The following is a 15166-nucleotide window of genomic DNA, read 5'->3' on the forward strand; positions in this document are numbered from 1 at the left end:
GTGCGCCGGCCGGTAGCTTGGGCGTATGCCGGTGTCCCAGACGGCCGCAGATCTCGACGTTGTCTCCCTTCTGGATCCGTTTCGCCGTGAGGTCCGTGCCCACTGCTATCGGATGACCGGCTGTCTGCACGAAGCCGAGGACTTGGTGCAGGAGACCTACCTGCGGGCGTGGCGCTCGTTCCAAGATTTCGAACACCGATCTTCGGTGCGCACCTGGCTGTATCGCATCGCCACCAACGTGTGCCTGAACTATCTGGACCAACGGCGACGCCGTCCGCTACCGACCGGCCTGGGTGCTCCGGCCACCGACGCCGGTCACCGGCCCGAGGAGGACACGTCGACCCGGTGGCTGGAGCCTGTCCCCGACACGTGGTTGTGGACGAGCGAACCGCCCCACCCCGAAGAGCGTGCCATCAGCCGAGAGTCGGTGCGGATCGCGTTCATCGCCGCGCTGCAGCACCTGACCGCGCAGCAACGCGCCGTGCTGCTGATGCGCGATGTGCTTGCCCTCCGCGCCGGGGAGGTGGCCGAGGCGCTGGGACTGTCGGTCGCCGGGGTGAACTCGACGTTGCAACGGGCCCACGCGCGGATGGGTGAATCCGCCGATCTCGCCACTCCCACCGAACCAGACACTCAACAACAACGCCGGCTGCTCGCGGCATACCTGCGCGCCTTCGAGAACTACGACGTGCCGGCCATCGTCGAACTGCTGGCAGCCGACGTGGTCTGGGAGATGCCCCCGTTCCCCGGCTGGTATCAAGGCGCCGCGCAGGTGGGCACCTTGATCGGCACCTGGTGCCCGGCCCGGGGAATCGGTGACATGCGGTTGGCGCCGACATCGGCGAACGGGCTGCCCGCGTTTGCGGTCTACCTGCGCGAAGGGGCCGGCCTGCACCGGGCCTTCCAGTTACAGCAGCTCCACGTCGGGCCGAACGGAATCGAACGGGTCACCGCCTGGTTTGCCCCCGAATTGTTCGCAGCGTTCGGCTTACCGTCAACGTTGTGATGCGGGGCCCAGCTTCGCCAACAGCAGCGCCTCGGCGGTGGCGGCGCGCTCCAGCACACCCAGGTGCAGACTCTCGTTGACGCTGTGCGCCTGAGTCGCTGGATCTTCCACCCCGGTGACCAGGATGGTGGCCTGCGGGTAGGCGGCGGCGAATTCCGCGATGAACGGGATCGAACCGCCCATGCCCATGTCCACCGGTTCGGCACCCCACGCCTGGCGGAACGCGTCCCTGGCCGCGTCGTAGATTGGACCGGTGGCGTCGATCGCGTAGGGTTCGCCGACGTCGCCGGGCGTGACGGTCAGCTGCGCTCCCCACGAAACATGCTGTTCCAGATGGGTTTTCAGCGCTTCCAGGTGGGCGGCCGCGTCGCCGCCGGGGGCCACCCGCAGGCTGATCTTGGCGCGTGCCCGCGGGATCAACGTGTTCGAGGACGCCGCCACACTGGTGGTGTCGATACCGATGACGGTGATCGCCGGTTTGGCCCACAACCGCTGCGGTACCGAACCGGAACCGACCTCGTTGACCCCCGCCAGCAGTCCGGTGTCGGCGCGCACCCGCTCCGGAGGGTAATCGACTGGGGCAGCGACGCTTTCGTGCAGTCCGGCAACGGCGACGTTGCCGTCGTCGTCGTGCAGGCTGGCCAGCAACCGCACCAGCACGCTCAGCGCGTCGGGCACCACCCCACCCCACAGTCCCGAGTGCAGGCCGTGGTCGAGGGTGGCAACCTCGACCACACAGTCGGCCAGCCCGCGCAGCGAGACCGTCAGCGAGGGGATCTCGGTGGTCCAGTTGTCGGAGTCGGCGATGATGATCACGTCGGCGCTCAACGCTTCGCGGTGCGCGGACAGCAGCGCGCCCAGCGACGGCGAGCCGGACTCCTCCTCGCCTTCGACGAAGACCGTCACCCCTACCGGAGGGCGGCCGTCGTGCGCCCGAAACGCCGCCAGATGTGTTGCGATACCAGCTTTGTCGTCGGCACTGCCTCGGCCGTAGAGCCGCCCGTCGCGTTCGGTCGGCTCGAACGGCGGCGACGCCCACTGGCCGGCGTCGCCTTCGGGCTGCACGTCGTGATGGGCGTAGAGCAGCACGGTCGGCGCACCGGGTGGGGCCGGGTAGCGGGCGATCACGGCCGGTGCGCCGCCCTCGGCGACGATCTGCACGTCCGGAAATCCTGCCTGGCTCAGCAGATCTGCGGTCAGTTGCGCACTGCGCTGCACCTCGGGGCGCCGTGCCGGGTCGGCCCACACCGATTCGATGCGCATCAGGTCCTCCAGGTCGGCCCGCACCGACGGCAGCACATCGCGGACTCGCTGCACCAGATCACCCATGGCGCGCTTTCCCTCCGCGAGCAGACACAGAATCGCACGCCCGAGGCCACGTGAGTGCGATTCTGTGTCTGCTCGGCACTAACTGACCTCGAGGATGGCCACGGCGGCGGCGGTGTCGGCCTCGTGGGTCAGCGACACGTGGATCGTCACGTCGGCCAGGTGCCGGGCGATCTCGCCGGACAGCCTTACCTTCGGACGCCCCCACATGTCGGTGACCACCTCGATGTCGCGGTGAATCGCCTCCGGCAGCACCGGTTTCTGGGCGAACCGCGACCCCGACCAGGCCTTGATCACCGCCTCCTTGGCCGCCCACCGGGCCGCCAGGTGCCGCGCCGCCGACGAACTCTTGTCGGAGGCGTCGCGGCGCTCACCGGGGGTGAACGTCTCGGCGAACACCGTCCCCGGCTGGTCGACCTGTTCGGCGAAGTCAGGGATCGAGACAAGGTCGATCCCGACACCAACGATTGACACGGGCTAACGCTAACCGATGTAGACGTCGCCGTCGCCGAGCCGGGCCGCCGGGTTGAGCAGCATCGCCGACTCCTGTCGCTTCTCCGATGTGTCGTGGTCGAATCGCCGGTCGGCGGGCCGCTCATACATCGGCTTTCCGCCGGCGATCGCCGAGGCGAGTCGGCGCTGACCGTCGAGCACCCGGCTCGATGCCTGCTCCAGGTAGGCCTCGCGCCGGCTCGGGTCCAGTGCGGCCAGGAAGGCCTGCGGGTGCACCAGCGCCACCAGACCGGAAACGTGGCCGAACCCGAGGCTGGTGACCAGCCCGGCCTTGAGCGGGAACTTGTCCCCGAGGTGCAGGGGCTCACGCACCCACACGAAGTGCCCGGCGGTGGCCAGCTCGTCGTCGACGCAGTCCAGGCTGCGGTTGGGCGGGATGACCCCGTCGCGCAGCACCTGGCACAACCCCATCAGCTGGAAGACCGCCGCACCGCCCTTGGCATGCCCGGTCAGGCTCTTCTGGCTGACCACGAACAGCGGTGCGCCTGGCGCGCGGCCCAGCGAGTCGGCCAGCCGCTCGTGCAGCTCGGTCTCGTTGGGGTCGTTGGCCAGAGTCGAGGTGTCGTGCTTGGAGATCACCGCGATGTCGTCGGCGCCGACGCCCAGCTTGGCTAGCGAGCGGGCCAGCATCGAGTCCTTGCCGCCCCGGCCGGCGCCGAGTGCACCCAGCCCCGGGGCCGGAATGGAGGTGTGCACGCCGTCGGCGAAGCTCTGCGCGTAGGCCACCACGGCCAGCACCGGCAGACCCATCTTGGCCGCGAGGTCTCCGCGGGCCAGCAGGATGGTGCCACCGCCCTGAGCCTCGACGAAGCCCAGCCGGCGGCGGTCGTTGGCGCGGGAGAACTTCGAGTCGCTGATGCCCTTGTTGCGCATCATCTCGGTGTCGGCGGTGGCCGCCATGTCACCGAAGCCGATGATGGCTTCCAGGGTCAGGTCGTCGTAGCCGCCGGTGACCACCAGCTCGGCCTTGCCCAACCGGATCTTGTCGACACCCTCCTCGACCGAGACCGCCGCGGTGGCACATGCGGCCACCGGGTGGATCATCGCGCCGTAGGACCCGACGTAGCTCTGAACCACGTGCGCGGCAACGACGTTGGGCAGGACCTCCTGGAGGATGTCGTTGGGCTTGGACCGCCCCAGCAGGTTGCCGTGGTACATGGTCTGCATCGAGGTCATGCCGCCCATACCGGTGCCCTGGGTACTGGCCACCAACGACGGGTGCACCCAGCGCATCAGCTCGGTCGGGGTGAAACCCGCCGACAAGAACGCGTCCACGGTCGCGACGACATTCCACAGCGCCACCCGGTCGATGGAGGTGGCCATGTCCTGGCTGATCCCCCACACCGTCGGGTCGAACCCGGTCGGGATCTGGGCGCCCACGGTGCGCGACAGCTTGCTCTTGCGCGGCACCCGGATCTCGGTGCCCGCCTTGCGGATCACCTGCCAGTCCGAGGAGTCCGGCACCGGGCGCACCACGGTGTGCTCGGGGTCGAACTCCACGAACGCCCGTGCGTCGGCCTCGCTGGAGACCACGAAGGAGAAGTCCTTGTCCAGGAACACACTGACCAGCAGCGGTGAGGCGTGGTCGGGGTCGATCGCGCCGTCGTCGACGAATTCGCGGATCCCCACCCGCTCCACGACGGCGTCGTGGTAGCGCTCGACCAGTTCGGACTCGTCGACGAGGTCACCGGTTTCGGTGTCGTACCAGCCCGGGGCCGGGTCGTCTTCCCACTTGATCAGTCCGGTGGTCCAGGCCAGCTCCAGCACCCCGGCGGCCGACAGCTCGCCGGCGACCTCCATCTCGAAACGGGTGCGCGACGAGCCCAGCGGGCCGAGCTCGGCGCCGCCGACGATGACCACCAGGTCGGCCGGGTCGACGTCGAGGTCGTCCCAGACCGGCGGGGGCGCGGGGGTGTAGCCGCGCGGCGGGCTCGGCAGTGCCGCAATGGTGTTGGCGGCATCCTCCGCGTCGTCGGTTGCCGTTTCGGCCGTCATCTCCTCGCGGGCCTTGGCGGCCAGCTCGGCCATGTCGAGGTTCGCCTCGGCCAGCCCACCGGTCAGGTCGGCCTCGATCGGTGCGTTGGCCGCGGCGACCTTGGACTCGACGTCGCACAGGCCCAGCAGCATGGCCGCCATCTGCTCGGTCGAGTAGGTGGTGACGCCGGCTTCCTCGACCGCGTCGACGATGACGTCGTTGTGGCCCATCAACCCGGTGCCACGGGTCCAGCCGATCAGGGCGTGCGCGAGGCTGACCCGAGAAGCCCAGGACGACTCGGCTTTCCAGCGCGCCACCACCGCGTCCAGCGCGGCCTTGGCCTCGCCGTAGGCTCCGTCACCGCCGAACATGCCGCGGTTGGGCGAGCCGGGCAGCACCACGTGCAGCCGGGAGGCGATGTCGCGTTCGGCGCCGATCTTCGACAGGCCGCCGATCAGTCGCTGCACCGCCCACAGCAGCACCTTCATCTCCATCTCGGCACGCGCGCCCGCCTCCGAGAGGTCACCGATCACCCGCGGCGCCGCGAACGGGAACAGCAGCGTCGGTGTCTGAGCGTCCTTGAGGTGGATCGACTGCGGTCCAAGGTTTTCGGACTGCTCGCTGCCCACCCACTCGACGAGCGCGTCGATGTCGGAGTAGGAGGCCATGTTGGCCGGAACCACCCACAGCGCCGCGCCGAAGCGGGCGTGGTCGCGGTAGAGGTTGCGGTAGAAGCCCAGGCGCTCGTCGTCGAGCTTGGACGTGGTCGCGATGACGGTCGCACCGCCGTCGAGCAGCTGGCCGACCACCGACGCGGCGATCGAGCCCTTCGACGCGCCGGTCACCACCGCGACCTCGTCGCAGTAGCGGCCTCGGCCCGGGTTCTCCGCGCCGGCGGCGATCCGGGCGAACAGCGACGCGTGAATCTGGCGACCCTCCGCGAGTGCCCGGCCCTGCCACCAGGTGGCCTGGGTGGCCACGACGTGCCCGGCGCCCTCGAAGCGCTCGGAGAGCTGCGGCCAGTCGGCGTCGATGTCGCCCTCGTCGGTCAGCCACAGCTTGACCAGATCCTCACGGGCGCTGGCCCAGCGGTCGTCGAACAGCACCGCCTTGCGCGCGTCGAACGAGGGCGCCACCAGGCGCGGCCAGTCCGACCCCAGTTCGGCGGTCACCAGGTCGATCAGCTCGGCGTCGGTGGCGGCCTCCGGTGCACTCACCGCGTCGTCGAGGCCGAGCTGGCCCAGTACCAGCCGGGCCGCCGAGGCGAGCACGCCGTCGCGGCCGGTGATCTGGGCGGTGAATTCGCCCAGCGCGGCGGCATCCACCGTGGCACCGCCGCCCCCGCCGGCCGACGGCAGGCTCACTGCCACCCCGCGCCGTGCGGCGATGGCCTGGACGGCGGCATCGATCACCTTGTCGACGGCCGCGGCATCGGCCAACGCACCCTCGTGCAGCCCGCCCAGGGCACCGCCCCGGACACTGGTGCCTTCGCGGGTGCCCAGCGCCACCTCCACGGTGACGTGCTTGGCCCAGCCGTCGCCGAGCTCCCAGGTCTTCTTCACCCGTTCGGCGATGGCACCGGGCCGCTTACCGGAGGGCCCGAGGACGGTGCGGAGCTGGTCGTTGATCGCGTCGGTCAGCACCGGCCCGTACGGCTTGTAGGTGCGCGCCAGCTTGGTCACCTGTGACTTCAGCCCGGACAGGTCGGCCTCGGCGGCTCCGTCGATGGCACCCAGGTTCAGCTCCGAACCCAGGTCCACCAGCAGCTGGTTGCGCCGCGACGACGCGCCGTCGGTGATGGACTCGATGGAGTCCAGCGCCTCGATCTGATCGATGCGCATCTTGGCGCTCAAGGCGATCAACGCCAGCGTGGCGTCGGCGGCGTCGAACACGATGTCGTCGGGGCGCGGGCCACCGGAGGGAGCCGCCGGGGCAGCAGGCGCCGGGGCCGCGTCGGTCGGAGCGGCTTCCGACGCGGAAGCCTCAACCGGCGCCTCCTCTTCCGGCTCCGGCTCGGGGTCGGTGTCGGTGGCGAACAGCACCGCGGCGTCGCGCTCGGCGTTGAGCACCTCCACCGTGCTGTGGGCATACTCGGGCAACTTCAGCGTGTTGGTGGCCAGCCCGGCGACCGTCGGGGCGGACTTCACCCCGATCTCGACGAACCGCTCCACACCCAGGCCGCCGGCGGCCTCCTCGATGAACAGCAGATCCTGAGTCTCGATCCAGCGCACCGGGCTGGCGAACTGCCAGGCCAGCAGCTCGATGACGACTTTGCGGCACAGTTCGGCGGGCTTCTCGCTACGCCAGGTGTCGTAGTCGGCGAGGATCTCGTCCAGCGGCTCGGCCGGCACCAGATCGCGGATCTCCTGGATGAATTCGCGATCCAGCGAGAACGGTTTGGGCACCAGGTTGGGGATGTAGCGGCCGATGATCAGGTCGGGATCCTTGTCCCGCGGCATCACCCGCTCCAGCGAACGCCGGAAGTCGTCCACACCGATACGCAGCACCTCGGAGTGGAACGGCACGTCGATGCCGGGCACCAGGATGAACGAGCGCTTACCGCCGGAGATCTCTCGGCGCCGCTCCACCTCTTCCTCGAGGGCCTCCAGGCCGGCCACCGTGCCGGCGATCGCGTACTGCGAACCACGCAGGTTGAAGTTCACGATCTGCAAAAATTCCCCGGTGCGCTCGGAGATCTCGGCGACGAACGCGGTGACATCGGCGTCGTCGAGGTCGATCTGCGACGGCCGGATGGCGGCCAGCCGGTAGTTGGAGCGCCCCAAAGCGTCACGCGGCACGATGTCGTGCATCTTCGAGCCGCGGTGGAACACCACCTCCAGCAGCGCTTCCAGTTCGTAGACACCGCTGACACACGCCAGGGCGGTGTACTCGCCCACCGAGTGACCGCAGGCGATCGCGCCTTCGACGAAGGCGCCCTGCTCACGCATCTCGGCGACCTGCGCGGCCGCCACGGTCGCCATCGCCACCTGGGTGAACTGCGTCAGGTAGAGCACGCCCTCGGGGTGCTGGTAGTGCACGCCGGAAGCGATCAGGCTGGTCGGGTTGTCGCGCACCACGTGCAGCACCGAGAACCCCAGGGTTTCGCGGGTGAACTTGTCCGCGGAGTCCCAGACCTTGCGGGCGGCCTTGGAGCGGGCCCGGACCTCCATGCCCATGCCCTTGTGCTGGATTCCCTGGCCGGGGAAGGCGTAGACCGTCTTGGGGGCGGTCAGCCGGGCGGTGGCAGACATCACCAGGTCCGAGCCGATTCGCGCCGAAACCTCCAAAACCTCTGCACCGAGGTCGATTCCGACCCGGTCGACCCGGAAGTCGACCTCGTCGCCGGGCTTGACCATGCCCAGGAAACGCGCGGTCCAGCCGATCAGCCGTGCCGGCGGCCGGGCTTGGCCGTCGGTGGCGGTCACCACGTGCTGGGCCGCGGCCGAGAGCCACATGCCGTGCACGATGGGCGATTCCAGGCCGGCCAGCAGCGCCGCGGCCCGGTCGGTGTGGATGGGGTTGTGGTCTCCGGATACCACCGCGAACGGCCGCATGTCGACCGGCGCGGTCACGGTGACGTCGCGCCGGCGGCGGCGCGGGGTATCGGTGGCGTTGTCGGAGACCGCGCCGCCCGCCCGCACCGGGTCGGTCAGTTCCGCCGCACCGGTGCGCCCACGGATCGCGAACCGCTCCTCGAGGGTGGCCAGCACGGTTCCATCAGCGGCGCAGACCGTGACCGAGACCGGGACAACACGTCCGACCTCGGTGTCGGTGGCCGCCGAAGCCGTTGCGGTGACGGTCAATTCGGCTGGCTCGGCGGGCAGCGCGGCGATCAGGCGCGCCGCGTGGTCCAGGTGCACCAGCGACAGCAGGCCCTCGACGACCGGGAACCCGGCGTCGGTGGTGGCCGAGCCGATCGCGGCGAACACCGCGGGCCAGCACCGACCGACCAGGGCATCGGGCACGGTGGACAGTCCGGGCGCCAGCGGCGCGCCGAAGGTGGCGGTCACCCCGGTGTGGTCGGCAACCTGCTCGGGGTTCCACGCCACGGTGACGGTGGCCGTGCCGTCGTGCACCGGCGGCAGGGCCTCCGGGCCGTCGACACCGGCGGCGATGGCCAGCACGGCGCGCATCGCGGCTGCGGCGTCCTCGGTGGACACCAGCGGGGTGGCGCCATCGACGACGGAAGCCGGCACGGTGAAGCGAATATTGATCCAGACACCGGACAGCGGAACGCTGAGCACGACGTTCTGATCCGACACGACCTCGAGACGCGCGCCGGTCGTCGCGTGGGTGGCGGCGCGGTTCTCCTGCACCTGCCACTCGGAGGAGGCACCGATCCGGTGCACCGGGTTGGTGGCGGTACGACCCGCCCACAACACGTCGGGAGCGTCAAGCAGCACGGCCAGCGGGCCGGTCACATCGGTGCGGCCTTGACGGCGCGCGGTGACCAGGGTGGGCTCCACCCCGGTGGCCAGCACCTGGTCGACTGCCGCCTGCTCGAAGCGGTCCAGCAACTCGCCGACCGGCTCGTCGACCCGGGTGATACCGGCCACGGCGGTGATACCCGGAATGATGCAGACCTGGTCGGCGGTGTAACGGGCGTCGTGCGCCTGCCACAGCGAGTCACTGCGCCACCAGCGGCGCACGTCCTTGTCGATCACCGGCACGAAGTTGACCGGCTTGCCCGGCGTCTTGCACAGCTGGGTGAAGAACGGCGCGTCAGCGGGGTGCAGCACGACGGTCTCGGCGTCGGGGTAACGGGCCAGCAGCGCGGCGATGGCGTCGGCCGGGCGCTCCAGGATCGTTGCTTCGGAATCGGCGAACAGCGTCTCGATCGGGCCGGACTCGATCTCGTTGAGCCGGGCTTCTGCGCGCTGCAGCATCGAGCCGAACCGCTCCCGCCAGGTGTCGGCCAGCCAGGGGCTGTCCGGCGAGGCGGTGTCGGCGGTCGAGTCACCGTCACCGATCGCCAACTCCACGTACCGCCGCAGCCACTGCGCGTAGGTCATCTCGGTGACGTCACCGAAGTAGGGCTTGGCGGTGTCGGCCAGTGCGGCGATGATCTCGTCGCGGCGGGCCTGGACCGCTTCGCCGTCGCCGGCGACCTCGTCGAGCAGCCGGCCGCACCGCGAGGCCGTGTTGTCGATCTCGTGGATGTCGGCACCGAGCTGGCTGCGCGAAGAGGCCATGCCGCCCTGCGCTTTTCCTGCGCCGATCCAGTGATCGGTGCCCTTGGTGTCGACCAGCATCTGCTTGACCGCCGGCGAGGTGGTGGCTTCCAAGGTGGCCATCGCCGCGGTGCCGACGAGGATGCCGTCAACGGGCATCGACGGGAAGCCGTACTCCTGCGACCACTGCCCCGACAGGTATTCGGCGGCCCGCTCGGGGGTGCCGATGCCACCGCCGACACAGAGCGTGATGTTGGGCTGCGAACGCAGCTCGGAGTAGGTCGCCAGCAGCAGGTCGTCGAGGTCTTCCCAGGAGTGGTGACCACCGGCGCGGCCGCCCTCGACGTGCGCGATCACCGGGGTCGTCGGCACCTCGGCGGCGATGCGGATCACCGACCGGATCTGCTCGACGGTGCCCGGCTTGAACACCACATGGGTGATGCCCGCCTCGTTGAGCTCACCGATCAGCTCGACGGCCTCCTCGAGCTCCGGGATGCCGGCGCTGATCACCAGTCCGTCGAACGGGGCACCGGACGCACGGGCCTTCTGCACCAACCGCTTTCCACCGACCTGCAACTTCCACAGGTAGGGGTCCAGGAACAACGAGTTGAACTGGACGGTGCGACCGGGCTCCAGCAGTGCGGTCAGCTCGGCGACCCGGTCGTTGAAGATCTCCTCGGTGACCTGCCCGCCGCCGGCCAGCTCGGACCAGTGCCCGGCATTGGCGGCCGCGGCGACGATCTTGGCGTCGACGGTGGTCGGGGTCATGCCGGCCAGCAGGATCGGTGAGCGTCCCGTCAGGCGGGTGAACTTGGTGTCGAGCTTGACCCGGCCGTCGGGCAGCGTGACCACCGACGGGGCGTAGCTCGTCCAGGGCCGGGCTACCTCCGGAACGGCCCCGATGGTGAACAGGTTGCGCTGCCCACCGCGGGTGGCCACCGGCACGATGCCGATTCCCAGGCCGCGGATCACCGGCGCGGTCAGCCTGGTCAGGATGTCGCCGGGGCCCAGGTCCAGAATCCAGCGCGCGCCCGCTTCGTGCAGAGCGGTGATCTCGTCGACCCAGTCGACCTGGCCCACCAGAATCGACTCGGCCATCGCGCGGGCCAGAGCGATCCCCTCAGCGTCGAAACCTATCTGAGCGGCCCACTTCGCGACGATCTCGATGCCATCGGACAGCCGCGGCGAGTGGAATCCGACCTCGACCTGCACCGGCTCGAAGACCGGCGCGAAGACCGCGCCGCCGCGCAGCTTGTTCTTGCGCTCGGCGGCCTCCTTGTCGGCGATCTGCTCGCAGTACAGCTCGAAGCGCGACAGCTGCTCGGGGGTGCCGGTGATGACGACCGAACGCCGGCCGTTGCGGATGGACAGCACCGGCGGCAGCACGGTGCGCACATCGGTGGCGAACTCCTCCAGCAACTGGTGGATGCGCTCCGGGTCGGCGCCTGCGACCGACACCATGGGCGGGCGGTCGCCCAGGATCGAGATGCCGCGGCGGCGGGCCACCAGGGTTCCGGCGGCGCCCACCAACTGGGCGATCGCGAGCAGCTGCACGTCGGTGGCGCCACGCGCCTTCAGCGACTCGACGGCCAGGACGCCCTGCGAATGCCCTGCGACCGCCACCGGCGGGTGGGCCGACAGGTCCAGACCCTGACGTTCCAGCGCCCGTACCGCGGCGATCTGGGTCAGCAGAACCCCCGGCACCGACACCGCGGCCGAGGTCAGCTGCTTGGCCGACGGGATCGGGTCCTCGGCCGCCAGCGCCCGCACCCATTGCAGCGGCTCGAAGCCGATAGGCCGGACCACGACGAGTTCCTTGGCGACCGGCTCCAGCAGCAGCTCGGACTCTCCGGCCAGCGTGGCCAGCTCGGTCTCGATCCCGGCCGAGGACACCAGCTCTTCGAGCGATTCCAGCCAGGCGCTGCCCTGACCGCCGAAAGCGACCGCGTACGGCTCGCCGGCCGTCAGACGATCCACCAGGGCGGACGAGGCGTTGGCGAACGGGCCCGAGCCAGCGCCGTCGGCGGACACCCGGTCATGTTCGTGGATCGTCACGTTATATATCTCCCCTGCTCTGGCACATCGCGTCTTTTTGGTCGTCGCCTGCCGGCATGGCCGGCTGGGCCCCTCGTCGGGCGGCGGGCTCTCGCGTCGTCGCGGCCGCGCTACAGCAGTAAGAGTGTCATAAGAACCTGTGCCGTTTCTGCAGCTAATTGGTTACTCATGAGTTCTACGCCCGGGTAACCCACCTGCGGATATCACACCGTCCGACGCCGTCTCGATCCTCGGAGAACAAAGTTCCTGCGTGCGCGGGGTTACGGTCGAGTAGCCACAACAGCGCTGATCAAGGCTGCATTGTTATCTAATCGTAATGTTTGAGTCCGGGCGGTCGCAGCCGTCGTTGACAGCTGAAGTCGCAGTGTCAACCGGGCACCGTGATCCTCACCACCCGCGGCCCACCGCGTGCCGCTCGGGTGCGGCCGGTGGCGCCCGGCCCGCGGGTCAGGCCCACTGACCGAACTCGGGGGTGAGGATTTCGTTGATATCGACACCGACGTCGCCGACCTTGCGTTTGTCGACCTCGACCTGATGCAGGTTGGCCGCCGGGTGGGCGACCCCGCCGGGCGAACCCCAGTTGTGCTGCCAGAAGCAGGAACCCAGGCCGTCTTGCACCGCCCACTCGATGGTCTTGGAGTTGGCGTACACACCGGTGCGTTGATGCCCGATCACCGACTCCCACCCGCGCAGGTAGGGCGCCACCTGCGCCTGGTACTGCTCGTAGGTGGGGTCGTCGTCGATCGAGGCGTAGATCGGGGCGGTGTCCGGGCCGCCCGCCGCGGAGTGCAGTTCCGCGCCCCGTCTGGCGTGCTCGACGCCGGCGTCCTGGCCGCCGAGCCAGTCGGCGGTCGCCTGCTTGCCGTACTGGTAGCAGGAGACGATGTTCAGCCCGTTCTCGTGCAGATCGTGTGCCTCGGCGGGTTGCATCGGCTTGCCCAGCATCCAATCGGCGCCGGGCCGGCGGTCCGACACGTAGCGGATGGCGCCGAGGGCTCCGGCCGCGCGGATCTCGTCGGCGGACAGCACGCCGGCCGCGTAGTCCAGCAGGATGCCCAGCGGAGCCGCCTGGGCGGTCGCGGCGAGCAGCGCCGATGCCGCGGCCCCCAGGCCGACCGCCGCCGGAGCCGTCGCGGCGAGTTTGAGCACGTCACGCCGGGAAATCACCACGTGCCAAAGGATACGGCAGAGCCCTGCCGCCTCCTCGAGCCTCAACCGGCGCAGGGCAGGATGAGCGGGTGGCACGGGCGTGGAAGGCGGGTCGATCATTGCGTCCCTGGATCGTGTGGGGCACCGGGCTGTTGTCCTATGTGGTGGCGGTGCTGGACCGCACCACGTTCGGCGTTTCGGGCCTCGACGCCGCCGAGCGCTTCAGCGCCGGTCCGAGCACGTTGTCGTCGTTCGTGATCCTGCAGCTCATCGTCTACGCCTCCATGCAGATCCCGGCCGGGGTGCTGCTGGACCGCTTCGGCCCCAAGGCGATGATCGCCAGCGGGGTTTCGGTGCTCTCCGCCGCCCAGTTGACGCTGTCGCTGACCCATTCACTGCCGGTGGCCGTCGGCGCCTATGGCGTTGTCGGCCTGGGCGACGCGTTCGTGTTCATCTCGGTCATCCGGCTACTGCCCAATTGGTTTGCGCCGGAACGTGTTCCGTTACTGACTCAGCTGACCGGGATCTGCGGGCAGTTCGGCCAGCTGCTCTCGGCAGTACCGTTTCTGGCGATCCTGCTGCACGGCGGCTGGACGGCGGCCTACCTCTCGGCAGCCGCCCTGGGTGTGCTCGCCGTGATGCTGACCCTCGCCCTGTGCCGGGATGCCCCGGCGGGGACGCCGGTGGCCGTGCAGCCGCGGACGTTTCGAGCGGTGTTCGGTGACGTCAAGACGGTCTGGTCACGGCCTGGCACCAAGCTGGGTTTCTTCACCCACATGGGCACGCCCTTCTCGGCGAACGTCTTTGCACTGATGTGGGGCGTGCCGTACCTGACCACCGCACAGGGGTTTTCACGTGGCGTGGCCGGTGCGTTGCTGACGTTGTCGGTGGCGACCTTCGTGGTGGTCGGCCTGTTGACCGGAACCCTTTCGGCGCGCCGGCCCCAGCACCGGGCGGGGTTGGTGCTGGCGATGATCGCGCTGACCGCCGCGGTCTGGGCGGTGCTGCTGGCACTGAGCGCGCCCGCGCCGCATTGGCTGCTGGTGGTGCTGATCGTGGTGATCTCGGCGGGCCAGCCGGTGTCCATCCTGGCCTTCGACTTCGCCCGCACCTACAACCCGCCGGCCGCGTTGGGCACCGCGCAGGGCATGGTCAACACCGGCGGTTTCATCGCCACGTTGCTGATCATGCAGGCGATGGGAATCGTCATCGCCCTGGCCGGCGGCTACTCGTTTTCGGCCTTCCGGCTGGCCTGGACCGTCCAGTACGTCATCTGGGCGGTGGCCGCCGCGGGAGTGGTGATCAACGCGCGCCGGGCACAGCACTCCGAGGCGCTCGGTGAGGCACCCACCTCGGTGGTCGCCGCGGAGCACTGACCGTTCAGGCGGTCCGGTTATACGGATCCGGCGACTGCGGGCAATAGGCGCGCCGAGCCGCGTTGATGATGGCGTGCGCTTTATCAGGCGACACTTCCAGATTGGCGATCACCGAGATCGGCACCAATCGCGGGGAGCTGCTCAGCGCCGAACAGACCGCGTGACCCTCCTGCACCAGAAGATCCCGCAGCGGTTCGCACTTGAGGGTGCCGCAGATCTGCTGGTCGTAGGACGGGTGCAGCCCCTCTTCCTCGAGGTCGGTGAAGAAGACCTGGTCGTCATTGCTGGGTTCGTCGGCCAAAGCCGCGGGAGCGGGCCCTACTGCGAAGCCGGCCAGCACCGCGCTGAGGGCCGTTGCGATGAGTTGTTTCTTCATCAGGCTGCACCGATCCCCGGGGAAACTAATGCATCCATTCTTGCACCGCTGAGGCCCGGCGGCACGATGTTATCCCTGCAGATTTGTCGCTGTGAGCCGGGCAAAAACGTGCGGGCGGAGGGACTCGAACCCTCACGCTCTTTCGAGCACGGGCACCTAAAACCCGCGCGGCTGCCGATTACGCCACGCCCGCAAGGCCACTCAGTCTAGCGATCCGGT

6 protein-coding genes, 1 tRNA gene and 1 pseudogene are annotated in these 15166 nt (G+C 69.4%); 2 read left to right on the forward strand and 6 right to left on the reverse strand.

Annotated features, from left to right (window positions below):
- The first annotated feature begins 25 nt into the window (after positions 1-25).
- Positions 26-1006, forward strand: a complete 981-nt coding sequence (locus G6N23_RS13795; protein ID WP_085260365.1) for a sigma-70 family RNA polymerase sigma factor — start codon at positions 26-28, stop codon at positions 1004-1006.
- Here G6N23_RS13795 and G6N23_RS13800 read toward each other — a convergent pair.
- The 4 genes and pseudogenes from G6N23_RS13800 to G6N23_RS13815 all read right to left on the reverse strand — a co-directional run bounded on the left by G6N23_RS13800 (position 995) and on the right by G6N23_RS13815 (position 13216).
- A pseudogene (locus G6N23_RS13800) lies at positions 995-2414 on the reverse strand (M20/M25/M40 family metallo-hydrolase). The gene G6N23_RS13795 and the pseudogene G6N23_RS13800 overlap by 12 nt on opposite strands.
- The gene (gene acpS / locus G6N23_RS13805) at positions 2414-2806 is read right to left on the reverse strand and encodes a holo-ACP synthase AcpS (protein WP_085260367.1); all 393 of its coding nucleotides are present in this window, start codon (positions 2804-2806) and stop codon (positions 2414-2416) included. The pseudogene G6N23_RS13800 and the gene acpS overlap by 1 nt, the downstream one beginning before the upstream one ends.
- Before the next feature lie 9 nt (positions 2807-2815).
- The gene (locus G6N23_RS13810) at positions 2816-12046 is read right to left on the reverse strand and encodes a type I polyketide synthase (RefSeq protein ID WP_085260368.1); all 9231 of its coding nucleotides are present in this window, start codon (positions 12044-12046) and stop codon (positions 2816-2818) included.
- Positions 12047-12493: 447 nt separating this feature from the next.
- On the reverse strand, positions 12494-13216 hold the full coding sequence (locus G6N23_RS13815) for a DUF1906 domain-containing protein (protein ID WP_085260369.1): 723 nt from the start codon (positions 13214-13216) through the stop codon (positions 12494-12496).
- Positions 13217-13329: 113 nt separating this feature from the next.
- Between G6N23_RS13815 and G6N23_RS13820 the strand changes: the two genes are divergently transcribed.
- Entirely contained in the window at positions 13330-14571 is a 1242-nt protein-coding gene (locus G6N23_RS13820) for an MFS transporter (RefSeq protein ID WP_085260370.1), read from the forward strand.
- A gap of 4 nt (positions 14572-14575) precedes the next feature.
- On the opposite strand, the gene G6N23_RS13825 is transcribed toward G6N23_RS13820, so the two are convergent.
- Complete coding sequence (locus G6N23_RS13825; protein WP_085260371.1) at positions 14576-14947, reverse strand: DUF732 domain-containing protein; 372 nt, start codon at positions 14945-14947, stop codon at positions 14576-14578.
- A gap of 109 nt (positions 14948-15056) precedes the next feature.
- Positions 15057-15140 (reverse strand) — tRNA-Leu (locus G6N23_RS13830).
- Positions 15141-15166 lie beyond the last annotated feature (26 nt).

The organism is Mycolicibacter terrae, from assembly GCF_010727125.1.
Taxonomy (GTDB): domain Bacteria; phylum Actinomycetota; class Actinomycetes; order Mycobacteriales; family Mycobacteriaceae; genus Mycobacterium; species Mycobacterium terrae.